The following is a 25,179-nucleotide window of genomic DNA, read 5'->3' as shown; positions in this document are numbered from 1 at the left end:
ATGCGGCGCCCCCTAGATTTCATGCGCCGCTTGCGGCCGGCCGAGCATTGTGGCCTGCCGTCTCAGAAGAAGCCGCGATACGGTATCCTTCGCGGCGCCTTTCTTGCCGTGGTGGCGACGCTCACAGCCTCGGCGCTGGCCGGGGCGCCGCAACCGGCGGGGCTTGCCACCAGCCGCACGGATCTGACGCCGAAGGATCTGGCGCGCGTCATCGCCATCACCAGGCCGACCAGCGATTTCTCCAAGCCCGAGCAATTCGAGCTGATGCAGGGCGGCGCCGGCACCTCGAAGAAGGACGTCAACAAGGACGCCTTCTCGCAATCCTCCGCCAACATCAGCTTCGAGGAAGAGGGCACCTTCAAGCTCGGCAACGCCATTTTCCGCAAGAACTGGGTGTCCTCGCCATCCTCGACACAAGCCTCGGATGGGCTCGGTCCGTTGTTCAACGAGCGCGCCTGCCAGAACTGTCATCTGAAGGACGGTCGCGGCCATCCGCCCCAAGGCGACAGCGGCACCACCTCGATGTTCCTGCGCCTGGCAAGGGAAGCCAGTACCGAGGAGGAGAAAGCCGCGCTCGCCGATCACAAGGTGCTCAACTTTCCCGACCCGGTCTATGGCACACAACTTCAGGAGCTAGCCGTTCCCGGCCTGCAGGGCGAAGGCAGGATGCATGTCGATTATCAGGAGCAAAAAGTAAAACTGGCGGACGGCAGCGTCGTGTCGCTGCGTAAGCCGAGCTATTCGGTCGAGGGTCTCGCCTACGGGCCGCTCGATCCGCACACCACGCTGTCGCCGCGCATGACACCGCCGATGATCGGCCTTGGCCTGGTCGAGCAGATCGCTCCCGCCGACATCCTTACGCGTGCCGATGCGGCCGACCGCGATGGTGACGGGATTTCCGGCAGGCCAAACATAATACGCGACGCCAGCAGCGGTGAACTGACGCTCGGCCGTTTCGGCTGGAAGGCGCAGGCGGCATCGATCCGCCAGCAATCGGCGGACGCTTTTGCCGGCGATATTGGCATTTCGACGCCCGAAGTGCCGAAGCACTGGGGCGATTGCAGCGCCGCGGAAAAGACCTGCCTTGGCCTACCTAACGGTGTACAGGAGCGCCTCGGTCCGGTCGAAGCGCCGCCGCCGGTCATGGACCTCGTGACCTTCTATTCGCAAAACCTTGCCGTGCCGGCCCGGCGCGATCTCGACAGACCGGACGTGCTCGCCGGCAAAAAACTATTCTACGATATGGGCTGCATCTCCTGCCATACGCCGAAATTCGTCACCCGTCGCGACACCCCGAACAATGCGCAGGCCTTCCAGCTGATCTGGCCCTATTCCGATTTCCTGCTGCATGAAATGGGACCCGGTCTTGCCGACGGACAGGCGGTGGGCGAGGCCACGGGAAGCGAATGGCGCACGCCGCCACTGTGGGGCATCGGGCTCACCCAGACCGTCAGCGGCAACACCTTCTTCCTGCATGACGGGCGCGCACGAAGCCTGGCCGAGGCGACTCTGTGGCATGGCGGCGAGGGTCAGAAGGCGCGTGACCGCTTTGCCGCTGCCGATGCGGCCGACCGCGCCGCGCTGATCAAGTTTCTGGAGTCGCTCTGATGCGGAAGCGTCTTGCATTCGCTCTGATGCTGGTCCTCGCCGGTGCGCTGCCGGCATCCGCGGCGGTGAAGGCTTCGGATGTGATCCAGCGGGCGATCGACGGCTTCGTCCGCCCGGCCTATGCCAGACTGCATGACCATGCGGACAGCTTGGCCAAGACCATGCACGCGCTTTGCCAGGCGCCTTCGCAAGACACTCGCGATGCGGCACGCGCCGAATTCTCAGGCGTCGTGGATGCCTGGTCGGTGGTGGAAATCATCCGTTTCGGGCCGATCGCGGAAAACAACCGGCTTGAGCGAATGCTGTTTTGGCCGGACCGCAAGAGCATCGGCCTGAAGCAGGTGCAGGCAGCACTTGCCGGCAAGGATCCGACAGCCGCCGATCCGGCCCAGCTGGCTACAAAGAGCGTCGCCATGCAAGGGCTCGGCGCACTGGAATTCGTCCTCTACGGCGACGGAGCCGGTCAATTGGTCGGCAGGGACGACGCCTATCGCTGCGCCTACGGTGCGGCCATTGCCGGCAATGTCGAGACGATTGCGGGCGAGGTTGGCGATGCCTGGAACGAGCCCAACGGCTTTGCCGCGCTCTGGGCCAATCCGGGTCCGCAGAACGCGCTCTACCACGACGGCACCGAAGCGGTGACCGAACTGGTCGGCGTCTTCATCAACGAGCTGGAAATGGTCCGCGACGTGCGCCTGAAAGGCTTCCTGGGCGCCAAGCCGGAGGCCGACAAACCGAAACAGGCGATCTATTGGCGCTCGCAAAACACCGCCCGCTCGCTGACCGGGAATCTGGCGGGCATGGACACGCTGTTCCAGGCCTCGCAGCTTGGCGACGCGCTGCCGCCCGATGCCCGCTGGATGGCAGAATCGGTCCACATCCAGCTCACCAACGGGATCGAGGCGGCCAAGGCGATCAGGGGACCGATCGACAAGGCACTTGCCGATCCGGCGCTGCGCCAGAAGCTCGACTATTTCTCGCTGGTGACATCCAGCCTGACGACCCTGATCGGCACCAGGCTGACCGCCGAATTCGGCCTGACCGCCGGGTTCTCGTCATTGGATGGTGACTGATCATGAGGACGCCGCTGATCGATCGGCGCGATTTCCTGAGGGCCGCAGGCGCTGGTTTCGTAGCGGCGATGGCGCCGTCGGCCTGGGCAAAGACAATAGACGCCGACGCGGTCTTCGTCACCGCTTTCGTCAAGCGCGACGGCAGCTATGGCGCGGCCGTCCTGTCCGAGGCCGGCAAGTTGTTGCACACGATCGATCTGCCCGATCGGGGCCACGACGTTACCTTCGACCCGGTGTCCAATCGTTCGGTGGTGTTTGCCAGGCAGCCGGGCACCTTTGCTGTCGTCTTCGACCATACCGGCCGCTATAAACCGCACACCATTGCCAGCGTTGCCGGCCGGCATTTCTTCGGCCATGGTGTGTTCTCGGCCGATGGCACGCTGCTCTACGCAACCGAGAACGATTTCGACAATGCCGCCGGCGTCGTCGGCGTCTATGACGCGCATGCGAAATTCAAGCGCATCGGCGAGTTCCCGACCTACGGCGTGGGCCCGCACGAACTTCTGCTTCTCTCCGACGGCAGGACAATCGCTGTCGCCAATGGCGGCATCGAAACGCATCCGGATTATGGCCGCGCCGAGCTCAATATCGCAACGATGAAGCCTTCCTATGTTCTGGTCGACCGCCTTACCGGCGATCTCACCGAAAAGCACGAATTACCGCCGGCGCTACACAAACTGTCGATCCGCCATATGGATGCCGACCGCTCCGGCACCGTCTGGTTCGGCTGTCAATACAGGGGGCCCGGTACCGATCGTCCCCCACTGCTCGGCCGCGCGGCGCGCGGCATGGACCTGAAATTACTCGACATGTCGCAGGACGTGCTCTCCGCCTTCAGGAACTATATCGGCTCGGTCGCCGCCAACCCTGCCGCCGGCACCATCGCGGTGTCTTCGCCTGAGGGCAATTCGCTTGCCGTGATCGACGCGGCCAGCGGCCGCATCGTCGCCACCAAGGCGCTGGTCGAGGTTTGCGGCGTTGCAGCCGATGGGGAAAGCTTCATGGCGACGACCGGCGCCGGCGATATCGTCGAGTCCGGTGGCTCGATACATTCCGAGCCGGACTATGTCTGGGACAATCACGTGCTGCGTATCGAGCAGGTCGGCTAGTCCCGATACCTATTGTGGCGATTGCGTGCGTTGGAACTTACATTCTTGGACCCGCGCCGAAGCCAAGTCGCCTGACGATTTATCCATTATTGCCTTGCGGGGATCAGCCCGGGCGGGCAGAGGGAAGCTGTTTTCGAAACTGTCTCAACCGGCCGCTTCATGAAATTGCTTGCCATCGACTGTGCCGCTAATCTCTGCGCCGCCTGCGTCTACGACGCGGCGGCCGGGAAAGAACTCGGCCGTTCAGTGCTCGATCTCGGTAAGGGTCATGCCGAGCATCTGATGGGTGTCATCGAAAAGGCGTTGGGGACCAGCAGAACCGACTATTCCGGCCTCGGCGCCATTGCCGTTTCGACGGGTCCGGGCTCCTTCACCGGTCTGCGCGTCGGCGTCTCGGCGGCGCGCGGCCTTGCGCTGGCGCTGAAAATCCCGGCGATCGGCGTGACGACTCTGGAGGCCCTGGCGGCGCAAGCGAGAGCGGCATTTCCCGGTCGCGCCGTGCTCGCCGCGCTCGATGCAGGTCGCGAGGAGATCCATGCGGCACTTTACGATGAGAGGTCGGTTCTGATCTATGGTCCGGCCGTGACCACGCTCTCGCAAGCAGCAGCCATGGCGGTCGACAGATCTGCGGTTCTCGCCGGCACGGCGGCAACCCAAATTGCCGCGGCGGCCGGGCGCAGCTTCGATCTCGGCGGGACGGCGGCCACCGCCGACATCGCCGTCTATGCCCGGCTGGCCGCCGCCCAACGTGCCGGTAAAAAGGGCGAGGGCGAAAAGCCGAAACCGCTCTATCTGCGCGGCGCCGACGCCAAGCCGCAGGCCGGCTTTATTCTATCTAGGCAAAAAAACTGATGCGCATTCCATTCCTCCCGCCGCGTCGCAGGGACTATGCGATCGAGCCGCTGACGGTTGCCGACAGCGCGGCCATGTCGGTGCTGCATCGCGAGGATTTCGCGCGGCCGTGGACCGACGACGAATTCGCCGCGCTGCTCGAGCAGGACACGGTGTTCGGCTATGCCGCGCGCGAGACCGGACAGGGTGCCAAGCCGCCGGTCGGCTTCGTGCTGGCGCGGCTGGCGGCCGGCGAGGGGGAGATCCTGACGGTCGCGGTGGCACGCTCGCATCGGCGCCGGGGGCTCGGCTGGCAATTGATGGATGCGGTGCTGCGTGAACTGCACGTACAGCGCGCCGAGGCACTTTTCCTCGAGGTCGACGAGACCAATGTCGCCGCGATCGCGCTCTACCGGCGGTTCGGCTTCCGCGAGGTCGGCAAGCGCGCCAACTATTACAAGTCGCCGGAGCACGGCCCGACCGGCGCGCTTGTCATGCGCCGCGATCTTCGCTAGCCAAACGCCGGGGTGGTACGGATGATCGGAAAAATCAGGATTTTCCTGGCCCTGGGGCTGGTTGTCGTCGGCTCATTGGTGCTTGTGCCTTTGCAGATACTGTCGATGAGGACCGGACTCTGGCGCGAGACCTTCATCCTGAAGATCTGGCACACAATGATCGTCAGGGCACTGGGGCTGCGCATCCATGTCAAGGGAGCGCTGTCCGGCCAGCGCCCATTGCTGATTGCTGCCAACCACATCTCCTGGACCGACATCATGGTGCTGGGATCGATGGTCGATGTGACGTTCATCGCCAGGGCCGATATGGCCGGCTGGCCGCTGATCGGCATGCTGTCGAAGCTGCAACGCACCGTCTTCATCGAACGTGAGCGCAAACGCTCGTCGGGCGACCAGGCGACCGAGATCGCCGGCCGGATGGCCAAGGGCGACGCCATGGTGCTGTTCGCCGAAGGCTCGACCGGCGACGGGAACATGATCCTGCCGTTCAAGAGCACGCTGTTCGGCGCCGCTACAATGGCGATTGCCGAAGGGGCGGCCGAACAGGTCTTCATCCAGCCGGTGGCCATCGTCTATACGCGCCTGCATGGCGTGCCGCTCGGCCGCCGGCATCGGCCGGTTGCCGCCTGGATCGGCGATGAGGAGCTGATGCCGCACCTCAAGGTGCTGATGGCCGAGGGCGCCCTCGACGTCGAGGTGCATTTTGGCGAGGCGATTGCTTTCTCCAAGGGCTCCCGCCGCAAGGAGACGGCAAAGCAGATGGAACGCCAGGTGCGCGAGATGGTGCAGGCGGCGCTCGCCGAACCGCGCCCGAGCCGGTAGTCTGCGCAGGTTCCGGCCAGATTCGTCTGTTTTTTGTCGGGGAAAGGCGCTAGAAGCCGCGAAATGGAATTGAACACGATAGAACGCGACGACATCGGCGCTGCCGCCGAAAACCTGGTCGTTCCGCCTGCCGCGACCAGAAAGGTCTTCGTCAAGACCTATGGCTGCCAGATGAACGTCTACGATTCGCAGCGCATGACCGATGCTCTGGCGGCCGACGGCTATGCCGCGACAGACGCCATCGGCGAGGCCGATCTGGTGCTGCTCAACACCTGTCACATTCGCGAGAAAGCGGCGGAAAAGGTCTATTCCGAACTTGGGCGCATCCGTGAGCTGAAGGCGGAACGTGCCAAGGCCGGGCGCGAAATGCTGGTCGGCGTCGCCGGCTGCGTGGCGCAGGCCGAGGGTGCCGAGATCATCCGCCGCTCGCCGGCTGTCGATCTGGTCATCGGTCCGCAGACCTACCACCGGCTGCCCGGGGTGCTGGCGAGGGCGCGGAGCGGCGAAAAGATCGTCGAGACCGATTATGCCGTCGAAGACAAGTTCGAGCATCTGCCGCAGCCGAAGCGCGCCGAACTGATCAGGCGCGGCGTGACGGCGTTCTTGACCGTTCAGGAAGGCTGCGACAAGTTCTGCACCTTCTGTGTCGTGCCCTATACGCGCGGCTCGGAAGTCTCGCGGCCGGTGGCACAGATCGTCGCCGAAGCCGAGCGCCTGGCGGATGCCGGCGTGCGCGAGGTGACGCTGCTCGGCCAGAATGTCAACGCCTGGCACGGAAGAGGTGAAGACGGCGAGGAATGGGGCCTTGGCCGGCTGCTGTTCAGGCTGGCAGAGATTCCAGGTCTGGCGCGGCTGCGCTACACGACCAGCCATCCGCGCGACATGGACGATGAATTGATCGCCGCCCATCGTGATTTGCCTACGCTGATGCCCTATCTACATTTACCGGTGCAATCCGGCTCCGACCGCATACTCAAGGCGATGAACCGCAGGCATATTGCCAAGGACTATCTGACGTTGATCGACCGCATCCGTGCCGCACGGAACGACATCGCACTGTCCGGCGATTTTATTGTCGGCTTTCCCGGTGAGACGGAAGCGGATTTCGAGGCGACGATGCAGTTGGTCGAAGACGTCAACTATGCCTCGGCCTTCTCGTTCAAATATTCTCCGCGCCCCGGCACGCCGGGCGCGGAGATGGGCGATCACGTGCCGGAGGCCGTCAAGGACGAGCGCCTGCAGCGGCTGCAGGCGCTGCTTCTGAAACAGCAGCAGCATTTCGGCGCAAGCCTGGTCGGCAGGACTATCGACACGCTGATCGAAAAGCCTGGCCGCCAGGCCGGCCAGAAGGTTGGCCGCTCGCCGTGGCTGCAGCCGGTTATTGTTGATGAAAAGGCCGGCGAAATCGGTGACATTATCCAGGTACGAATCACGAAGACGGGCTACAACAGCCTGTTCGCCGAATTGGCCTGAAGGCCTCGGCAGATGAGGAGAGACGGTTGAGCGCTGCTGAAGTCAAGAACCTGCCCCAGAATCTACCCTCCGGGGCCTCGGATATCGCGCACATCGTACTGACTTTCGACAATAACAAGCTTGCCAGCGCCCTTTACGGCCAGTTCGACGAGAATCTGGCCAGGCTCGAGCAGAAGCTCGGCGTCGATATCCGCTCGCGTGGCAACCAATTGACCATCAAGGGCTCTTCCTCGGCCGCCGAGCAGGCGCGCCGCGCCTTGGACAATCTTTACGGCATTCTGCAGAAAGGCACCGATATCGGCCAGTCCGATGTCGACGGCGCCGTGCGCATGGCGATCGCCACCGACGACCAGCTGACGCTGCCGACGCTGGAGCGCAAGGGCAAGGTGTCCGCCGCCCAGATATCGACGCGCAAGAAGACCATCTATGCCCGCTCGCTCAACCAGGACGCCTATATGCGGGCGCTGGAGCGGTCGGAACTCGTCTTCGGCATCGGCCCGGCCGGCACCGGAAAGACCTATCTGGCGGTGGCGCATGCGGCAATGCTGCTCGAACGTGGCATGGTCGAACGGATCGTGCTGTCGCGCCCCGCGGTCGAGGCCGGTGAACGGCTTGGCTTTCTGCCGGGTGACATGAAGGAGAAGGTCGATCCCTATCTGCGGCCGCTCTATGACGCGCTCTACGACATGATGCCGGCCGACAAGGTCGAGCGGGCGATTGCTGCTGAGGTCATCGAGATCGCGCCGCTGGCATTCATGCGCGGCCGTACGCTGGCGCACGCTGCCGTCATCCTCGACGAGGCGCAGAACACCACGCCGATGCAGATGAAGATGTTCCTGACCCGGCTCGGCGAGAACTCGCGCATGATCGTCACCGGCGATCCGACCCAGATCGATCTGCCGCCAAACACCAAATCCGGCCTGGTCGAGGCGCTGAGAATCCTCGACGGCGTCACCGGCATGGTGACCGTACGCTTCAATGAAGGCGACGTCGTCAGGCATCCGCTGGTCGCCGAGATCGTCAAGGCCTACGACCGTGACGGCAAGCTGGCCAGGGGTTTGGGTGTCGAAAGCTGATACGATTATGCGGCCGCATGGCTGAGGAGCAAAAGGCGGGGGGACCGCTTCCCGTCGAAATCGATATCGCGATCGAGGCGGGCGACTGGCCCGACGAGGCGGTGCTGATGCGGCTGGTCGACCACGCCGTCTCGGCCGCCTTTGCCGAAACCGGTGCCGACGGCCGTTCCGAGCTCAGCATCGTCTTTTCCGACGATGCCCGTATCCGCACGCTCAATGCCGGCTGGCGCGGCAAGGACAAGCCGACCAACGTCCTGTCTTTTCCAGCTTTTCCGTTTGCCAGGGGAGGGCCTCTGCCGCCGATGCTCGGCGACATCGTGCTGGCCGCCGAGACTGTCGCGCGCGAGGCGGCACTGGAAGACAAGCCCATCGAGGACCATATCTCCCATCTCGTCATCCATGGCCTGCTGCATTTGCTAGGCTATGATCACGAAACGGATGCCGAAGCGGAACTGATGGAAGCGACAGAGCGCGCAGCACTTGCGAGGCTTGCCATTCCCGATCCCTACACGTAATTACAAAAGACCAATTGACCGGACGATGATGAACGACAAACCAGAGACTGCCGCCCGCTCCGACGCCGGCAGTGTGATCAAGCCTTCCGAAACGACGGAAGAGGGCTCGAGTCCGAGTACCACGACCGGCAGCTTCGCCAGCGAGGCATCGCCTGCCGGTCCTTCCCTGTTCGATCGCGTGCTCGGGCTTTTCAGGCACCGCAACGGCACCAGCCTGCGCGAGGAGATTGCCGGTGCGCTTGCCGAAACGGCGAGCGATGCAGAATCCTTCTCGCCCGGCGAACGCGCCATGCTCAACAACATCCTGCGCCTGCGCGAAGTGCGGGTCGAGGACGTCATGGTGCCGCGCGCCGACATCGAGGCGGTCGAGATCACCACGAAGCTCGGCGACCTTCTGGGGTTGTTCGAGCAGTCCGGCCATTCCCGCATGCCGGTCTATTCGGAGACGCTCGACGATCCGCGCGGCATGGTCCATATCCGCGACGTGCTGGCGCATATCACCAAGGTCGCCCGCGTCAGAAAGGGCAGGACGACCAGGAAAACTCCGGTCGCGACGGTTCTCGATCTCGCCCAGGTCGATCTGGCGCGCACCATCGGCGATCTCAGCCTGATCCGACCGGTGCTGTTCGTGCCGCCGTCGATGCTCGCCTCCGACCTGATGGGGCGAATGCAGACGACGCGCACCCAGATGGCGCTGGTCATCGACGAATATGGCGGCACTGACGGTCTCGTCTCGCTCGAGGATATCGTCGAGATGGTGGTCGGCGACATCGAGGACGAGCATGACGAGGACGAGCCGATGATTACCCAGGCCGGCGAAGGCGTCTTCATCGTCGACGGCAAGGCCGAGATCGACGACGTCGCCAAGATGATCGGCGAGGATTTCGCCGCCGGCGAGCACGGCGAATATGTCGACACGATCGGCGGCATGATCTTCAACACGCTTGGCCGGGTGCCGGCGCGCGGCGAAGTGGTGCAGGCCATACCCGGCTTCGAGTTCCATGTGCTCGACGCCGATCCGCGCCGCGTCAAGCGCGTGCGCATCGTCGAGACCCTGAAGGGCGAGCGCCGCCGCCGCGCCGTCCGCACCGAGCAGGCTTAGACGCTGCGTTTCGGCAAGCGGTGGAAACCGTTTAGCGTCTTAGCTGGCCGTTAGAGCCAACCCTGGACCATGGCTTGCAGCGAATGCGGTCCAAAGATCCGACACCGAAAGGGTTCCTTTCCAAGGCCGAGCCAGCGCGAACAGCAGGACTGCACTTGGGACGGAAACCATGAGCATGGCCAGAACGCTATTGAGCAGCGAATGTCGCTTCAAGTGAATTGTGCTCCCGTGACGACCAGCATCATCGCATCGCTGGGCAAGGTCTGCCAAGGTCGAGGCCGAAGTTAATGCTCGGCAGCCCCAGCTGGGCGCCATTTGGAGCCAAGGCCGCGGCCTGATAAATCTTGCTTCCTGATTCGCACGACTCGGAAGCATAGATGGAGCGCCAGGCCGGCCGGATAATTCTGCTTTGGGGCTGGCGGCGCGCGTTGGTGGCGTTTCTTGCCGGCGCGCTGGCGGTTCTTGCCCAGGCGCCTTACGATTTCTTCGCCGTCTGTTTCGTTTCGTTTCCCCTGCTGGTGTGGCTCCTCGACGGCGCGACCGGCGAAGCCTCGGACGGTTTTCTGCGGCGCTTGCGTCCGGCTTTCGCCATCGGCTGGTGGTTCGGTTTCGGCTACTTTCTTGCCGGTCTCTGGTGGGTCGGCTCGGCGCTTCTGGTCGAGGCCGACAGCTTTGCCTGGGCCTTGCCGTTCGCGGTGGTCGGCATCCCCCTCGCGCTCGCCTTCTTCTATGGTTTCGCCGCCGTGGTCGCCCGGCTGTTGTGGAGCAACGACATCGGACGCATCGCCGCGCTCGCCTTCGGCTTTGCGCTGGCGGAATGGCTGCGCGGCTTCCTGTTCACCGGCTTTCCGTGGAATGCCGTCGGCTATGCGGCGATGCCGGTACCTTTGCTGATGCAGAGCGTCTCGGTGACCGGCATGGTCGGCATGGACGCGCTTGCGGTCTTCGTCTTTGCGCTGCCGGCGCTGCTTGCGGCGCGCCGGCATCTCCGCCTCGGCGCGGCATTGCTTGTCGTGCTCGTCGCCGCCCATGCCGGCTTCGGCTATATCCGGCTCGCCGCCCCCGAAAAGCCGGCCGCCCGCAGCCTTGACGTCCGTATAGTGCAGCCTGCCGTCGACCTTACCGAAAAATGGGATACCTCGGTGCGTGACCGTATCTTCGCCACCATGATGGGGCTTTCGGCCAAGGCGCCGGAACCCGGCCATGACAGGCCGCAATTGATTCTGTGGCCGGAGACCTCCGTGCCGTTTCTGTTCACCGAACGTCCGGATGCCCTGCCTGCGATCGGAGAGATGCTTGGCGATGGCCAGATGCTGGTCGCCGGCGTCGTTCGCGAGGAAGGCGGCTCGGCGGCCGGCAGCCGTTACTACAACTCTGTGGTGGCGATCGACGAAAGGGGCGAAATCGTCGATGCCGTCGACAAGGTCCACCTGGTACCCTTCGGCGAATACCTGCCTTTCGCCGATCTGCTCGGCCGCTTTGGGCTTGAGCAGCTTGTTGCCGGTCCAATGACCTTCGCGGCGGGCAATGAGCGGCATCCGATCGCGCTGCCCGGCGGTATCCGGGCGCTGCCGTTTATTTGCTATGAGGTCATCTTTCCCGATCTGGTCGCAGTTGACGCAACGTCAGCCGAGCTTATTGTGAACGTCACCAATGACGCCTGGTTCGGCGACACGCCGGGGCCGTACCAGCACTTCAGGCAGGCGCAGATCCGGGCGGTGGAGAATGGGGTGCCCCTGTTGCGCGCGGCTAATAACGGCATTTCGGCCGTTGTCGACCCGCGCGGTCGCATCGTCGACGCGCTGGCAATCGATGCACGCGGCGCGATCGATGTGCGTGTGCCGATCTCCGACCAAGCCATCGTTTCCTCCGGCCAACGACGCATTAACGGAATGCTGATCATGTTTTTGCTTGCCGTTGCGGCATGCATTTTGAACGTAAGGCAAAGGCTACGGGCGAATTGACAGCCGACACATTAGAAACTCATACTGTAAGCGCCTGAAAATTTTCGAAGTCGATAAGGTCGTTCTGTTGGGGCACGGGCCGCGGCGTCGTTTGGGCAGCAAAATAGAAAAAGCCGGAAAAATTCGGCGAGGAAAAAATGACAGAAGAAAACAAGAAAAAGCCGAATCCGATCGACATCCACGTCGGAAGCCGCATCCGGCTTCGCCGCAATATGCTGGGAATGAGCCAGGAAAAACTGGGTGAAAACCTCGGCATAACGTTCCAGCAGATCCAAAAGTACGAAAAGGGCACCAATCGCGTCGGCGCCAGCCGTTTGCAGGCAATCGCCTCCATACTCGGCGTCCCCGTCGCCTTCTTTTTCGAGGATGCGCCCGGTCAGGAGCCCGTGGGCAACCGTGGATTTGCCGAGGATGCTTCGATGACCTCCGCCGTCGAATTCTGCGGCAGCCCGGAAGGCCTCCAGCTGAATCGCGCCTTCGTCAAGATCGCCGATGTGAAAGTGCGCCGCAAGATCATCGAGCTGGTGAAGTCGCTTTCCACCGACGAAGTCGATTGACTGGCCCGTGAAGAGTTCAACAAGGAAGGGCTCGTCGTAGCTGGGCATGCAATTTCTCGCGGCTGCGCGCATTGAGGGATGTTCATTCCGCAGATGCGCTAAAGCGCAGATCGATTTCGCTCGACTCGCTTCCTGGAAGCCGTTTTCCTCAGTCTGTTGGCGCAAGGGCTGATCGCAGTGCGCCCTGCCGCCGTCTCGGGATGCAAAGATAATAACGTCAAAATTTATGCCAGAACGGCTGCATGGCTTGACTAGCGACGCCCGGCACCGTTAACAACTGGCGCGCCAAAATCGGCCGCCTGCCGATATTTTTTTCAAGAGGGGACACCCGTGACGCGGCACAATTACTTCTTCACCTCGGAATCCGTTGCCGAGGGCCATCCCGACAAGGTCTGCGACCGCATCTCCGACGAGATTGTCGATCTCGTCTATCGCGAAGCCAGAAAGACCGGCATGGACCCGTGGAAGGTCCGCGTTGCCTGCGAGACGCTTGCGACGACCAATCGCGTTGTCATCGCCGGCGAGGTGCGCGTCCCCGAGACGCTGCTCAAGAAGGACAAGGAGGGCAACGTCCTGAAGGATGCGGCCGGCCATCCGATCGTCAACCCGGCCAAGTTCAAGTCGGTCGCTCGCAAGGCGATCCGCGAAATCGGCTACGAGCAGGCCGGCTTCCACTGGAAGACAGCCAAGATCGAGGTCCTGCTGCACGGCCAGTCGCCGGATATCGGCCAAGGCGTCGACAACGCCTCCGACCGGCAAGGCGAGGAGGGAGCCGGCGACCAGGGCATCATGTTTGGCTATGCCTGCCGCGAAACCCCGGACCTGATGCCGGCGCCGATCTATTACAGCCACAAGATCCTCGAATTGCTGGCGGCTGCGCGCCATGAAGGCAGCGGTGATGCCGGCAGGCTCGGGCCGGATGCCAAGAGCCAGGTCACCGTCCGCTATGTCGACGGCAAAGCGGCGGAAGTGACGCAGATCGTGCTGTCGACCCAGCATCTCGATGAGACGTGGGATTCGAAGAAGGTGCGCAACGTCGTCGAGCCCTATATTCGCGAAGCACTGGGCGACCTGAAGATTGCCGACAATTGCAACTGGTACATCAATCCGACCGGCAAGTTCGTCATCGGCGGGCCTGATGGCGACGCCGGCCTGACCGGCCGCAAGATCATCGTCGACACTTATGGTGGGGCTGCGCCTCATGGCGGCGGCGCTTTTTCTGGCAAGGACACCACCAAGGTCGACCGCTCGGCGGCCTATGCGGCGCGTTATCTCGCCAAGAACGTGGTTGCCGCAAAGCTCGCCGATCGCTGCACCATCCAGCTTTCCTATGCGATCGGTGTCGCCCAGCCGCTGTCGATCTACGTCGACCTGCACGGCACCGGCAAGGTCGACGAGGCAAAACTCGAGCGTGCACTGCGCGCCGTGATGGATCTGTCGCCGTCCGGCATCCGCCGCCACCTCGATCTCAACAAGCCGATCTATGCCAAGACGTCGTCCTACGGCCATTTTGGCCGCAAGGCCGGCCGCGACGGATCCTTCTCCTGGGAGAAGACCGATCTCGCCAAGGCGCTCAAGGATGCTCTCGCCGAACCGGTCGCCGAAGCGGTCGCCGCCTAACCGCGGCGCCTATGGATCCGAAGGACCGGCCAAGCCGTGCGACCGAGGCCTTTTTCGGTCGCCGGCGCGGCAAGACCATTCGACCACAACAGGCAGCGGCGCTGGAGAGCGGCTTCGCCGCCTACAGGCTCGATTTGACGGTTGAACCGCCGGCCGACTTGCGCAGCCTTTTCGAAGCCGAAGTTTCGGCTGTCCAGCTCGAAATCGGTTTTGGCGGCGGCGAACATCTTCTGCACCGTGCTACGGCCAGCCAGGCGACCGGCTTTATCGGCGTCGAGCCTTTCGTCAACGGCATGGCCAAGATGATGATGGCGGTCCGGGAGCGGCCGCTTGCCAATCTGCGCGTCTATGACGACGACGCCACACGTCTGCTGGACTGGCTGCCGCAGGCTTCGCTTGACGGCATTGACCTTCTCTATCCGGATCCGTGGCCGAAGAAGAAGCACTGGAAGCGGCGCTTCGTCAGCCCGGTCAATCTCGACCGCTTCGCGCGCGTCCTGAAGCACGGCGGAAAGTTCCACTTTGCGTCCGATATCGACAGCTATGTGAACTGGACGCTCCTGCATTGCCGGGCGCACGACGCCTTCACGTGGCAGGCAAGCGAAGCAGCCGACTGGCACCGGCCCTATGATGGCTGGCCGGGGACGCGCTATGAGGCCAAGGCCATTCGCGAAGGCCGACGGCCCGCCTATCTCACCTTCGTGCGGAAATAAGCGGGAAATTAGAGCTGAGCACAAGGCGAGCGGGCCGAAGGCTCTCGGCGGCCACCTGGCTCAGAAGCGACGGATCTTGTTGAAGGCTGCCGGCTCCATGCCGAGATTGCGCAGATCATGCGCACGCGGCTTGCGACCGCGTTCCACAGCCCGCGACGCGGCTACGGCGCTGCCGAACACGCTAAAGACATCGCCTATGGCTGAAAAAAATCCACGATTGTTCATGATGGGACCCTTTCGAGCGCAGTGAGCGCTCCAATTGTGCAATGCAACGTAGATAGTCGTGCGTGGCCGGTGCTCAAACGGTGATCACTGCATGGGCGCCATGCATTTGGAGCAGCGCTGCGGACTCGGAGCCTTGCCGTCATGCAGGACGGGCTTGAAACGAGGACCACGATCGTCTATATCAGCTTCAAATTCTTGGTCGGTATGACGAAGAGTGGGTCCACCCGGTCCCGCTCTTTTTTATTACCTGCCGACCGACAGAAATCGAGTGACAAGACCGAATGACAGTGACGGCAAGCGAAGGCGACGACCGCATCATCCGCGAAAGCGGCATCGATGCGCGCATCGCGCTGATCGTTCAGCCGGTACTGCGCGCCATTGGCTTCCGCTTGGTACGTGTGCACCTGTCGGGCCAGAACGGGCTGACGCTGCAGATCATGGCCGAGCGCGAGGACGGCACCATGACGGTCGAGGATTGTGAAGAGGTCAGCCGGGCGGTATCGCCGGCGCTCGATGTCGATGATCCGATCGAGAAGGCTTATCATCTCGAAGTGTCGTCGCCGGGCATCGACCGGCCGCTGGTCCGCAAATCGGACTTTGCAGCCTGGACCGGCCATCTGGTGAAGATGGAAACGTCGGTTCTCGTCGCCGACCGTAAGCGCTTCAAGGGCAAGATCGCCGAAAGCGACGCGGACGGTGTGCTGATCGAGCGTGACAAGGCCGCTTACGGCGAGGAGCCGACGGTACGTGTTCCCTACGATGCGATTGCCGAAGCGCGGCTGATTCTGACCGACGACCTTATCCGCGATGCGCTGTCGAAGGACAATCGGGCGCGCAAGGAAGCCAGGAAACGCCGCGGCGAACCCGAAGACGCACCAGAGGGTGCGGAAGACGAAACCGAACAGGAAATGTGATTGGGCTGCCGGCCGTAAAGGTCGGCAACAAGCTCGGGAGAAAGAAGATGGTTGTAAGCGCCAACAGGCTTGAACTGCTGCAGATCGCCGATGCGGTCGCGCGTGAAAAGTCGATCGACAAGTCGATCGTCATCGCCGCCATGGCCGATGCGATCCAGAAGGCCGCGCGCTCGCGCTACGGCCAGGAAACCAATATCCGCGCCGACATCAATGCCAACACCGGCGAGATGAAGCTGCAGCGGCTGATGGAAGTGGTCGAGAAGGTCGATGACTACGCGACGCAGATTGCCATTTCCTCGGCGCGCGAGCGCAATCCGGACGCCCAGCTCGGCGATTTCATTGCCGAACAGCTACCGCCGATGGATTTTGGCCGCATCGCCGCCCAGTCGGCCAAGCAGGTCATCGTGCAGAAGGTGCGCGAGGCCGAGCGCGACCGGCAATATGACGAATACAAGGACCGTATCGGCGAGATCGTCAACGGTACCGTCAAGCGCGTCGAATACGGCAACGTCATCGTCGATCTCGGCCGCGGCGAAGCGATCATCCGCCGCGACGAGCTGATTCCGCGCGAAAACTACAAGTATGGCGATCGCGTCCGTGCCTATGTCTATGACGTGCGCCGCGAACAGCGCGGCCCGCAGATATTCCTGTCGCGCACCCATCCGCAGTTCATGGCGAAGCTGTTCACCATGGAAGTGCCGGAAATCTACGACGGCATCATCGAGATCAAGTCGGTCGCCCGCGATCCGGGTTCGCGCGCCAAGATCGCTGTCATCTCGCGCGACAGCTCCATCGATCCGGTCGGTGCCTGCGTCGGTATGCGCGGCAGCCGCGTCCAGGCGGTCGTCGGTGAATTGCAGGGCGAGAAGATCGACATCATTCCTTGGTCGCCTTCGGCGGCGTCCTTCATTGTCAATGCATTGCAGCCGGCGGAAGTCGCCAAGGTCGTGCTCGACGAGGATGCCGAGCGCATCGAGGTCGTCGTTCCCGACGATCAGCTGTCGCTGGCCATCGGCCGCCGCGGCCAGAACGTCCGTCTTGCCTCGCAGCTCACCGGCTGGGATATCGACATCCTGACCGAGCAGGAAGAGAGCGAACGCCGCCAGAAGGAATTCGTCGAACGGTCGTCGCTGTTCATGGAAGCCCTCGACGTCGACGAGATGGTCGGCCAGGTGCTCGCTTCCGAAGGCTTCACCAGCGTCGAAGAGGTCGCGTATGTCGACTCCGGCGAAATCGCGTCGATCGACGGCTTCGACGAGGACACGGCTTCGGAAATCCAGACCCGCGCCCGCGAATATCTGGAGAAGATCGAAGCCGAGCATGACGAGAAGCGCAAGGCGCTCGGCGTCAAGGACGAGCTGCGCGAGATTCCCGGCATCACCACCGCCATGATGGTGACGCTCGGCGAGGACGGCGTGAAGACGATCGAGGATTTCGCCGGCTACGCCGCCGACGACCTGACCGGTTGGAAGGAACGCAAGGACGGCGAGACGAAGGTATTCCCGGGTGTGCTCGCCAACCACGGCGTATCACGCGCCGATGCCGAGCAGATGGTCCTGGCCGCTCGCCTGAAGGCTGGCTGGATCACCGAAGACGAGCTTGCCGCCGAGGGCGTGCCGGCTGACGAAACCGTCGGTGCGTGAGGTGAAACCGCATCGCACCGAACCCGCCCTTGGACGAGATGAACGATCGCACCTGCATCGTCACCCGCAGGCAAGCCGAACCGGATGAACTGATCCGTTTCGTCGTCGGCCCGGATTCGGCCGTCGTTCCGGACATCAAGAGAAACCTGCCCGGCCGCGGTTGCTGGGTGACGGCCGACCGCCTACATATAGAAAAGGCAGCGGCCAAAAACCTGTTTGCCCGTGCTTTTAAGGCGCAGGTGAGCGTGCCGGCCGATCTTGGCGGCATGGTCGACGCGCTGCTTTCCAGGTCCGCTCTGGGCATGCTTGGCCTGGCCCGCAAGGCGGGCGCCATAGCGCTCGGAGCGACCAAGGTCGAGAGCGCCGTGCGCGGCGGACTTGCACTTTTCGTGCTCCACGCGACCGAGGCTTCCGACGATGGCGTCCGCAAGATAAGCCAGGCGCGACGGGCAACCGTCCACCTTGGCGGGCCTGCGATCCGCGCTTACAAACTTTTCTCCGAGGCCGAGTTGAGCTTGGCATTGGGGGGTACAAATGTGATACATGCTGCCGTTCTCGCGGGAGACGCGGGCAGGGCGGTCCAGAAGCGCATGGTTGCGCTCGACCGATATCGGGGCGGTTCCCCGGACGATCTGGCAATGCTTGCGGCCGTTGCTGACGAAGATGATGCCGCAGAGGATATGGAATGAGCGATACGAAATCGGGCGACGACAAGACGCTGAGTGTTACGCCGAAGAAGACCTTGACGCTGAAGCGCCCCGGTATGGAACAGGGCACGGTGCGCCAGAACTTCTCGCACGGCCGCACCAAGTCGGTGGTCGTCGAGACCAAGAAGCGCAAGTTCTCGCTGCCCGGCGACAAGCCGGAGCCGGCGGCAGCGCCTGTTTCCGTCTTCACGCCGAAGCCGGTCGCGGCAGCGCCTGCCGTGCAGGAAGCTCCCAAGGCGCCTCCCCCTCCGCCGCCGGTCGAACGCGGCGGCATGGTGCTGAACGAGTTGTCGCGCCAGGAAATGGAAGCGCGCCGCCGGGCTCTCGAGGGCTCGAAGGTCCGCGATGTCGAGGATCGCCAGCGCGCCATCGAGGAAGCCAAGCGCCGCAGCGAGGACGAAGAGCGCCGCCGCCGCGAGCGCGAGGAATCGGCTCGCCGTCAGGCCGAGGAAGAGGCACGGCTGCAAGCCGAGGCCGAATCCCGCCGCCGTGCCGAGGAAGAGGCGCGCCGCCGTGCGCCGCTCGCCGCCGAACTGGCAACAGTCGATGACGAGGAAGAGGTCAAACCGAAGCGGACCGGTGCCGGCGCACCAGTGCGCCGTCTGGTCACGCCGGAAGTGGCGCGTCCGGCCAAACCGACCAAGGGCGAGGAAGACCGCCGCCGCGGCAAGCTGACGCTGAATTCGGCGCTTTCCGACGAGGATGCGCGCGCCCGCTCGCTCTCGTCGATGCGCCGCCGTCAGGAGAAATTCAAGCGCGCGTTGCATAACGAGCCACGCGAGAAAGTCATGCGTGAAGTGATCCTGCCCGAAACCATCACCATCCAGGAGCTGGCGCAGCGCATGTCCGAGCGCGCTGTCGACGTGGTCAAGTTCTTCATGAAGCAGGGCCAGATCCTGAAGCCTGGTGACGTCATCGACGCCGACACGGCCGAACTCGTCGCCACCGAATTTGGCCACACGGTCCGCCGCGTCGCCGAGTCCGACATCGAAGAGGGCTTGTTCAACATCGCCGATCGTCCCGAGGACCTGCGGCCGCGTCCGCCGGTGGTAACGATCATGGGCCATGTCGATCACGGCAAGACCTCGTTGCTCGATGCCATCCGCAATGCCAACGTCGTCTCCGGCGAGGCCGGCGGCATTACCCAGCATATCGGCGCCTATCAGGTCGAGAAGAACGGTCACAAGGTTACCTTCATCGACACGCCCGGCCACGCCGCCTTCACGGCGATGCGTGCCCGCGGTGCCCAGGCGACCGATATCGCCATCCTCGTGGTGGCAGCCGACGACAGCGTCATGCCGCAGACGATCGAATCGATCAATCACGCCAAGGCGGCCGGCGTTCCGATCATTGTGGCGATCAACAAGATCGACAAGCATGACGCCGACCCGCAGAAGGTGCGTTCGGAACTGCTGCGCCACGAGGTGTTCGTCGAATCCATGGGCGGCGAGGTGCTGGATGTCGAGGTGTCGGCGACCAAGGGCATCAATCTCGACAAGTTGCTCGAAGCGATCCTGCTGCAGGCCGAAATCCTCGACCTGAAGGCCAATCCGGACCGCACCGCCGAAGGCGTGGTCATCGAAGCCCAGCTCGACAAGGGCCGCGGCCCAGTCGCTACCGTGCTGGTGCAGACCGGCACGTTGATGCCGGGCGACATTCTCGTCGCCGGCAACGAATGGGGCCGGGTACGCGCGCTCGTCAATGATCGCGGCGAGCAGGTCAAGGAAGCGCCGCCGGCAATGCCGGTGGAGGTGCTCGGCCTGCAAGGCACGCCGCAGGCCGGCGACCGCTTCGCCGTGGTCAACAACGAAGCCCGCGCCCGCGAGATCACCGAATATCGCCAGCGTCTGGCGCGTGAGAAGGCGGTGGCCAGGCATGCCGGCCAGCGCGGCTCGCTTGAACAGATGATGTCGCAGTTGCAGACCAGCGGATTGAAGGAATTCCCGCTGGTCATCAAGGGCGACGTGCAGGGCTCGATCGAGGCGATCAACGCCGCGCTCGACAATCTCGGCACCGACGAGGTGCGCGCCCGCATCGTCCATGCGGGGGCTGGCGGCATTACCGAAAGCGACGTGTCGCTGGCGGAAACTTCGGGGGCTGCGATCATCGGCTTCAACGTTCGCGCCAATGCGCAGGCCCGCGCAGCCGCGGCTGCGGCAGGCATCGAGATCCGCTACTATTCGATCATCTACAATCTGGTCGATGATGTGAAAGCGGCGCTCTCCGGCCTGCTCTCGCCGGAGCGTCGCGAGACCTTCATCGGCAATGCCGAGATCCTCGAGATCTTCGACATCACCAAGGTCGGCAAGATCGCCGGCTGCCGTGTCACCGAAGGCAAGGTCGAGCGTGGTGCGGGCGTGCGCCTGATCCGCGACAACGTCGTCATCCACGAAGGCACGCTGAAGACCCTGAAGCGCTTCAAGGACGAGGTTTCGGAAGTTCCGGGCGGCCAGGAATGCGGCATGGCCTTCCAGAACTACGAGGACATGCGCGTCGGTGACGTCATCGAGTGCTTCCGCGTCGAGATGGTGACCAGGACACTATAAAGCGCTTGGCACCGATATGGGCCAGGACGTTCCAAATTTGGAAGGTATGTTCCCTCTATGGGAGTATACCTTCCAGACAAATGATACGCAGCTTAAACGTGCTGCGCGTTCGTTTTCCGATCTGAGGTATGGTCGATCCAGGCGTTGGATTCTTACAGGGCTTGCTTGGCTGATTTTGATAGCCGCAATTCTTTTGATTATCTGGACATCTGCGTTGGCCGTCGCTCTGCTGGAGTACCTTGCAAAGGGCGTGGTTTCCAGTGAGACAATTTACGCTCTGGCCCCCAATTGCTATGGGGACAATATATATAATAATAGCTCGTAGTTTTTTGGTTCCTTTAAAAAGGAAGGCAGGTAATAAGAAGCTTGGCAATATCGCTGAATCAGTTAAGATTTTCGACGGGTATATTATCCAGTTTTTGGACGAGAGCTCGATAAAGAATCGAAAGATAGAACGGATGCATCTCAGCCACGATTATTTATTCTTCGTTATTGACGACGGCACCCGTTTCGTTTTTGTCCCGAGAGATGTCGTTACCGCCGATGCGCTTGCGAAAATAAAAATCTGGGTAGCTGACGCTCGGTCATAGAATGAGGACCAATTAACGCAGGTTCCCAAGGGTAGCCAAGCCAGTTCAACAGCGCTAAGTGGGCGGCTTGAGGCGGTTCGAACCCGCGCGAAGGAAGAATTTTCATGCCTAGACCATCAACGGCTGGCCCATCCCAGCGCATGCTGCGCGTCGGCGAGCAGGTGCGCCATGCGCTGTCCGAGACCTTGCAGCGCGGCGAGATCCTCGATCCGCTGATCGAGAACACGGTGGTTTCGGTCTCGGAAGTGCGCATGTCGCCCGATCTCAAGATCGCCACCGCCTTCGTTTCGCCGCTCGGCGCCAAGGATGCCGGGGCGGTGATCGAGGCGCTCAACAAGCATGCGAAGTTCGTGCGCGGCCGCGTCTCCGGCGCGCTGCGGCAGATGAAGTACATGCCGGAATTCCGCTTCCGGCTCGACACCAGCTACGACAATTTCCAGAAGATCAACGAATTGCTGCACTCGCCCGAAGTGGCGCGCGATCTCAGCGCCGACGACAAAGACAAAGACGACCGGAAGGACAGCGAATAGTGGCGCGTCGCGGTAAGAAGAAGGGCCGCCCGATCTCGGGCTGGCTGGTACTGGACAAGCCGGTCGGCATGGGCTCGACTGAAGCCGTCTCCAAGATCAAATGGCTGTTCCAGGCGGAAAAGGCCGGCCATGCCGGCACGCTCGACCCGCTGGCGTCCGGCATGCTGCCGATCGCGCTCGGCGAAGCGACCAAGACCGTGCCATACGTCCAGGACGGCGCCAAGGTCTACCGCTTCACGGTTGCCTGGGGCGAGGAGCGTTCGACCGACGACCTCGAAGGCCCGGCGACCAAAAGCTCGGACCGCCGTCCGGCGGAAGCCGACGTACGGGCGCTGCTTTCGAAATATACCGGCGTCATCATGCAGACGCCGCCGCAATTTTCGGCGATCAAGATCGCCGGCGAGCGCGCCTACGACCTTGCCCGCGATGGCGAGACGATCGACATTCCGGCACGCGAGGTCGAGATCGGCCGGCTCGATCTGGTCGAGCACATGGCCGATCGCACCATCTTCGAGGTCGAATGCGGCAAGGGCACCTATGTCCGCTCGCTGGCGCGCGACATGGGGCGCGACCTTGGCTGCTTTGGTCACATCGCCGAGCTGCGGCGGGTCGAGGTCGAGCCGTTCACGCAGGAAGATTTCGTCACCTTGGCCGAGTTGGAGGCCGCCCGCTTCGGCGAGCAGGGCGAGCCGCAAGCAGCAGACGCGCCGATCGACTTCGGTACCATCGATGCACTTCTGGTCGACACCGCCGCGGCGCTCGAATGCTTGCCGCAGGTTGCGATCAGCGATGATGCGGCAACCAAAATCCGCCTCGGCAATCCGGTCATCATTCGCGGCCGTGACGCGCCGGTTGAAGCTGAGGAGGCCTGCGCCACCGCGCGCGGCAAGCTGGTCGCCATCGGCGCCATCGAGCAAGGCATGTTCAAGCCAAAGCGGGTCTTTGTCGGGTAACAGCTGTCGCCCGGCGCATGATCTCCAAACCGGATTCTATTTTGGGAAAGGATCATGCGCTAAATCAACAGGCCTACGGCGTCGTTTGCCGTCCGAAAGGATGCGCTGCGCTGTAGTGCCGTTCGACGCTGCACTCGAGGGGGCACATGGCAAAGGCTGACACGGTCAACAAACGAGCGGCGCTCAAAACACGGAGGCCGCCGGTCGGGGCTTCGCCGGGCACGCTGATCGCCGACCCGGCGGCGCGCCGCTCCGAGCTCAGGCTGACGTTGATCTCGCCCGAAAAGTTCAAGACCATCGACAATGCCAGCATCGACGACGTCAACACCCATTGCCACAATTGGCCGGTTATCTGGCTCGATTGCACAGGCCTCGCCAACATCCAGCTGATCGAGGAGATCGGCCGGATCTTCAACCTGCATCCGCTGGCGCTGGAAGATGTCGTCAACACCGGCCAGCGGCCGAAGGTGGATTTCTTCGAGGACCATGCCTTTGTCGTCGTCAGGATGATCGACGATGTCACCGCGCATCGCTACGAACAGATCGCCGTCTTCTTCGGCAGGAACTTCGTCGTCACCTTCCAGGAGCGCGAAGGCGACCCGTTCGATCCCGTGCGCAAGCGGATCGCAAGCTCGGTGCCCAACCGCTTGCGCTCGCGCGGCGCCGACTATCTCGCCTATGCTTTGATCGACGCCATCGTCGACAGCTATTTCCCGCCGATCGAGGCTGCCGGCGAATTGGTCGACAGCATTGAGGACCAAATGCTGAACCAGGCGCACAAGCATCAGATGCGGCAGCTTCACGAATTGCGGCGCGATGCCAATGTGCTGAAGGGCGTGCTTTGGCCGATGCGCGACGCGCTGGCGACCATGATCCGCAACGACGTCTCTTATGTGAAGGCCGAAACCAAGATATTTCTGAACGACACGCTCGATCATTCGCTGCGATTGATCGAACTGGTCGAAACCCAGCGCGACATGCTGACCGGCCTGATCGAGATGCACTTGTCGCTCAGCCAGGCGCGCACCAACGACGTCATCAGCTATCTGACGATCGTCTCGGTGATCTTCATGCCGCTTACCTTTCTCGTCGGCGTATGGGGCATGAATTTCGACCCCGACACCTCGCCCTGGAACATGCCGGAGCTGAAGGCCTATTACGGCTATCCGCTGTCGCTCGCCTTCATGGCGCTTGTGGCGGTCGGGCTCTTTGCGTACTTCAAATGGAAGAAATGGCTCTGACTAGGCGGAAGTGCCCGTTTACGCAGCAAAAGCCGGCTTGTGAATTAGGCTGGCCTTTTTGTCGGAATTGCACTATATGCGCCGCAGCCTCGCGCTTTGACGCGTTGCTTGCACCGGCCCCTGCTGGACGACATCCCGGCTGAGGGCGTCCCGTTTCCTCAAACAGACAAGGAAAAACACGATGTCGATTACTGCCGAACGCAAGAAGGAATTGATGGGCGAATTCGCAACCGCCAAGGGCGATACCGGGTCTCCGGAAGTCCAGGTGGCCATCCTTTCCGAGCGCATCAAGAACCTGACCGATCATTTCAAGGACCACAAGAAGGATAACCATTCCCGCCGTGGTCTGCTCGCTCTCGTTTCCCAGCGCCGCAGCCTGCTTGATTATCTCAAGCGCAAGGACGACGCGCGCTATCAGACGCTGATCGAGAAGCTCGGTCTGCGCCGTTGACGAATTGACCGGCGGGTTCTTTCGAGAGCCCGCCGGTCGCGCATTGGAGCATCGGATCATCCGAGGCTCCAATGAAGAAAGCAGAGCGCCGCGCACCGGTTTGGACGCGCAAAGGACGCTCTGAAGTTTAGATTTGCGCAGGATACTTTCCGAAAACCTGGTTTTCGGGTTCACGCGCAAGGCCAGTCGGATCGATTGGCCAACCCGGTTTCGAAACAGCAGAGGGCTACTCGAAACCGCCCATGGACGGTCATGGGGCAGGATTGCAGGACGCTCGTGCGGCACCGCGCCGAATAAGCCGAGCCTCCCGTTGTCTTGCCCGTGGCTGCCCGAGAAAGGAAGCCAAGGGAAAGGGGCATCCGCGCACGCTGAAACGGCGCGGCCCTTTCCGCATACGAAGG

Annotated in this window: 23 protein-coding genes; 22 read left to right on the top strand and 1 reads right to left on the bottom strand. The window is 62.7% G+C overall.

Annotation, left to right across the window (positions count from 1 at the left end; translation table 11 throughout):
- From NKH67_RS12875 to trmB, 14 genes are all read left to right on the top strand, one after another.
- A complete protein-coding gene (locus NKH67_RS12875; RefSeq protein WP_353031013.1) occupies positions 1-1,608 on the top strand; it encodes a di-heme oxidoreductase family protein in 1,608 nt (535 codons plus the stop codon).
- On the top strand, positions 1,608-2,681 hold the full coding sequence (locus NKH67_RS12870) for an imelysin family protein (protein WP_353031011.1): 1,074 nt from the start codon (positions 1,608-1,610) through the stop codon (positions 2,679-2,681). The genes NKH67_RS12875 and NKH67_RS12870 overlap by 1 nt, the downstream gene beginning before the upstream one ends.
- A 2-nt stretch (positions 2,682-2,683) precedes the next feature.
- The gene (locus tag NKH67_RS12865; RefSeq protein ID WP_353031009.1) at positions 2,684-3,790 is read left to right on the top strand and encodes a DUF1513 domain-containing protein; all 1,107 of its coding nucleotides are present in this window, start codon (positions 2,684-2,686) and stop codon (positions 3,788-3,790) included.
- 159 nt (positions 3,791-3,949) lie between these two features.
- Positions 3,950-4,642 (top strand): tRNA (adenosine(37)-N6)-threonylcarbamoyltransferase complex dimerization subunit type 1 TsaB, encoded by a 693-nt coding sequence (gene tsaB, locus NKH67_RS12860; RefSeq protein WP_353031007.1) that lies wholly within the window; start codon positions 3,950-3,952, stop codon positions 4,640-4,642.
- Complete coding sequence (gene rimI, locus NKH67_RS12855) at positions 4,642-5,136, top strand: ribosomal protein S18-alanine N-acetyltransferase (protein ID WP_353031005.1); 495 nt, start codon at positions 4,642-4,644, stop codon at positions 5,134-5,136. Before tsaB ends, rimI begins: the two co-directional genes overlap by 1 nt.
- 21 nt (positions 5,137-5,157) lie before the next feature.
- Positions 5,158-5,958, top strand: a complete 801-nt coding sequence (olsA, locus tag NKH67_RS12850; RefSeq protein ID WP_353031003.1) for a lyso-ornithine lipid O-acyltransferase — start codon at positions 5,158-5,160, stop codon at positions 5,956-5,958.
- Between the two features lie 63 nt (positions 5,959-6,021).
- Positions 6,022-7,431, top strand: coding sequence for a tRNA (N6-isopentenyl adenosine(37)-C2)-methylthiotransferase MiaB (gene miaB / locus NKH67_RS12845; RefSeq protein WP_353031001.1), 1,410 nt, complete (start codon positions 6,022-6,024; stop codon positions 7,429-7,431).
- Between the two features lie 26 nt (positions 7,432-7,457).
- A complete protein-coding gene (locus NKH67_RS12840; protein WP_352541253.1) occupies positions 7,458-8,507 on the top strand; it encodes a PhoH family protein in 1,050 nt (349 codons plus the stop codon).
- A 17-nt stretch (positions 8,508-8,524) separates the two neighbouring features.
- Positions 8,525-9,022, top strand: a complete 498-nt coding sequence (gene ybeY, locus NKH67_RS12835; protein ID WP_352541254.1) for an rRNA maturation RNase YbeY — start codon at positions 8,525-8,527, stop codon at positions 9,020-9,022.
- Between the two features lie 28 nt (positions 9,023-9,050).
- A complete protein-coding gene (locus NKH67_RS12830; protein ID WP_352613880.1) occupies positions 9,051-10,124 on the top strand; it encodes a hemolysin family protein in 1,074 nt (357 codons plus the stop codon).
- Between the two features lie 377 nt (positions 10,125-10,501).
- The gene (gene lnt, locus NKH67_RS12825; RefSeq protein WP_352541257.1) at positions 10,502-12,088 is read left to right on the top strand and encodes an apolipoprotein N-acyltransferase; all 1,587 of its coding nucleotides are present in this window, start codon (positions 10,502-10,504) and stop codon (positions 12,086-12,088) included.
- A 137-nt stretch (positions 12,089-12,225) separates the two neighbouring features.
- Entirely contained in the window at positions 12,226-12,645 is a 420-nt protein-coding gene (locus tag NKH67_RS12820; protein WP_023676895.1) for a helix-turn-helix domain-containing protein, read from the top strand.
- 330 nt (positions 12,646-12,975) lie between these two features.
- Positions 12,976-14,265 (top strand): methionine adenosyltransferase, encoded by a 1,290-nt coding sequence (gene metK / locus NKH67_RS12815; protein ID WP_023676896.1) that lies wholly within the window; start codon positions 12,976-12,978, stop codon positions 14,263-14,265.
- 11 nt (positions 14,266-14,276) lie between these two features.
- Positions 14,277-14,978 (top strand): tRNA (guanine(46)-N(7))-methyltransferase TrmB, encoded by a 702-nt coding sequence (trmB, locus tag NKH67_RS12810; protein WP_352614602.1) that lies wholly within the window; start codon positions 14,277-14,279, stop codon positions 14,976-14,978.
- 60 nt (positions 14,979-15,038) lie between these two features.
- On the opposite strand, the gene NKH67_RS12805 is transcribed toward trmB, so the two are convergent.
- On the bottom strand, positions 15,039-15,203 hold the full coding sequence (locus tag NKH67_RS12805) for a hypothetical protein (protein ID WP_352470065.1): 165 nt from the start codon (positions 15,201-15,203) through the stop codon (positions 15,039-15,041).
- Between the two features lie 281 nt (positions 15,204-15,484).
- Between NKH67_RS12805 and rimP the strand changes: the two genes are divergently transcribed.
- The 8 genes from rimP (at position 15,485) to rpsO (ending at position 24,778) form a co-directional block, all read left to right on the top strand.
- The gene (gene rimP / locus NKH67_RS12800) at positions 15,485-16,117 is read left to right on the top strand and encodes a ribosome maturation factor RimP (protein ID WP_023676900.1); all 633 of its coding nucleotides are present in this window, start codon (positions 15,485-15,487) and stop codon (positions 16,115-16,117) included.
- Between the two features lie 47 nt (positions 16,118-16,164).
- A complete protein-coding gene (nusA, locus tag NKH67_RS12795; RefSeq protein WP_023676901.1) occupies positions 16,165-17,760 on the top strand; it encodes a transcription termination factor NusA in 1,596 nt (531 codons plus the stop codon).
- Positions 17,761-17,798: 38 nt separating this feature from the next.
- Positions 17,799-18,449, top strand: a complete 651-nt coding sequence (locus tag NKH67_RS12790; RefSeq protein WP_352455116.1) for an RNA-binding protein — start codon at positions 17,799-17,801, stop codon at positions 18,447-18,449.
- On the top strand, positions 18,446-21,013 hold the full coding sequence (gene infB / locus NKH67_RS12785; RefSeq protein ID WP_352613882.1) for a translation initiation factor IF-2: 2,568 nt from the start codon (positions 18,446-18,448) through the stop codon (positions 21,011-21,013). The genes NKH67_RS12790 and infB overlap by 4 nt, the downstream gene beginning before the upstream one ends.
- 694 nt (positions 21,014-21,707) lie before the next feature.
- Entirely contained in the window at positions 21,708-22,133 is a 426-nt protein-coding gene (gene rbfA / locus NKH67_RS12780) for a 30S ribosome-binding factor RbfA (protein ID WP_352613883.1), read from the top strand.
- On the top strand, positions 22,133-23,086 hold the full coding sequence (gene truB / locus NKH67_RS12775) for a tRNA pseudouridine(55) synthase TruB (RefSeq protein WP_352613884.1): 954 nt from the start codon (positions 22,133-22,135) through the stop codon (positions 23,084-23,086). Before rbfA ends, truB begins: the two co-directional genes overlap by 1 nt.
- Before the next feature lie 146 nt (positions 23,087-23,232).
- On the top strand, positions 23,233-24,327 hold the full coding sequence (gene corA / locus NKH67_RS12770) for a magnesium/cobalt transporter CorA (protein ID WP_352613885.1): 1,095 nt from the start codon (positions 23,233-23,235) through the stop codon (positions 24,325-24,327).
- A 139-nt stretch (positions 24,328-24,466) separates the two neighbouring features.
- Entirely contained in the window at positions 24,467-24,778 is a 312-nt protein-coding gene (gene rpsO / locus NKH67_RS12765) for a 30S ribosomal protein S15 (RefSeq protein ID WP_280940423.1), read from the top strand.
- The last annotated feature ends 401 nt before the right edge of the window (positions 24,779-25,179 follow it).

It is taken from the genome of Mesorhizobium sp. M0968, from assembly GCF_040319065.1.
Classification (GTDB): domain Bacteria; phylum Pseudomonadota; class Alphaproteobacteria; order Rhizobiales; family Rhizobiaceae; genus Mesorhizobium.
The sequence above is the reverse complement of the archived record's forward strand: the minus strand, read 5'-3'. Positions and strand labels throughout refer to the sequence as shown.

What these genes read in the sequence shown, in the direction of transcription:
- NKH67_RS12875 (WP_353031013.1), top strand. Translation starts at nt 1, where the DNA reads ATGCGGCGCCCCCTAGATTTCATGCGCCGCTTGCGGCCGGCCGAGCAT.
- NKH67_RS12870 (WP_353031011.1), top strand. Translation starts at nt 1,608, where the DNA reads ATGCGGAAGCGTCTTGCATTCGCTCTGATGCTGGTCCTCGCCGGTGCG.
- NKH67_RS12865 (WP_353031009.1), top strand. Translation starts at nt 2,684, where the DNA reads ATGAGGACGCCGCTGATCGATCGGCGCGATTTCCTGAGGGCCGCAGGC.
- tsaB (WP_353031007.1), top strand. Translation starts at nt 3,950, where the DNA reads ATGAAATTGCTTGCCATCGACTGTGCCGCTAATCTCTGCGCCGCCTGC.
- rimI (WP_353031005.1), top strand. Translation starts at nt 4,642, where the DNA reads ATGCGCATTCCATTCCTCCCGCCGCGTCGCAGGGACTATGCGATCGAG.
- olsA (WP_353031003.1), top strand. Translation starts at nt 5,158, where the DNA reads ATGATCGGAAAAATCAGGATTTTCCTGGCCCTGGGGCTGGTTGTCGTC.
- miaB (WP_353031001.1), top strand. Translation starts at nt 6,022, where the DNA reads ATGGAATTGAACACGATAGAACGCGACGACATCGGCGCTGCCGCCGAA.
- ybeY (WP_352541254.1), top strand. Translation starts at nt 8,525, where the DNA reads ATGGCTGAGGAGCAAAAGGCGGGGGGACCGCTTCCCGTCGAAATCGAT.
- NKH67_RS12830 (WP_352613880.1), top strand. Translation starts at nt 9,051, where the DNA reads ATGAACGACAAACCAGAGACTGCCGCCCGCTCCGACGCCGGCAGTGTG.
- lnt (WP_352541257.1), top strand. Translation starts at nt 10,502, where the DNA reads ATGGAGCGCCAGGCCGGCCGGATAATTCTGCTTTGGGGCTGGCGGCGC.
- NKH67_RS12820 (WP_023676895.1), top strand. Translation starts at nt 12,226, where the DNA reads ATGACAGAAGAAAACAAGAAAAAGCCGAATCCGATCGACATCCACGTC.
- trmB (WP_352614602.1), top strand. Translation starts at nt 14,277, where the DNA reads ATGGATCCGAAGGACCGGCCAAGCCGTGCGACCGAGGCCTTTTTCGGT.
- NKH67_RS12805 (WP_352470065.1), bottom strand. Translation starts at nt 15,203, where the DNA reads ATGAACAATCGTGGATTTTTTTCAGCCATAGGCGATGTCTTTAGCGTG.
- rimP (WP_023676900.1), top strand. Translation starts at nt 15,485, where the DNA reads ATGACAGTGACGGCAAGCGAAGGCGACGACCGCATCATCCGCGAAAGC.
- nusA (WP_023676901.1), top strand. Translation starts at nt 16,165, where the DNA reads ATGGTTGTAAGCGCCAACAGGCTTGAACTGCTGCAGATCGCCGATGCG.
- NKH67_RS12790 (WP_352455116.1), top strand. Translation starts at nt 17,799, where the DNA reads ATGAACGATCGCACCTGCATCGTCACCCGCAGGCAAGCCGAACCGGAT.
- infB (WP_352613882.1), top strand. Translation starts at nt 18,446, where the DNA reads ATGAGCGATACGAAATCGGGCGACGACAAGACGCTGAGTGTTACGCCG.
- rbfA (WP_352613883.1), top strand. Translation starts at nt 21,708, where the DNA reads ATGCCTAGACCATCAACGGCTGGCCCATCCCAGCGCATGCTGCGCGTC.
- corA (WP_352613885.1), top strand. Translation starts at nt 23,233, where the DNA reads ATGGCAAAGGCTGACACGGTCAACAAACGAGCGGCGCTCAAAACACGG.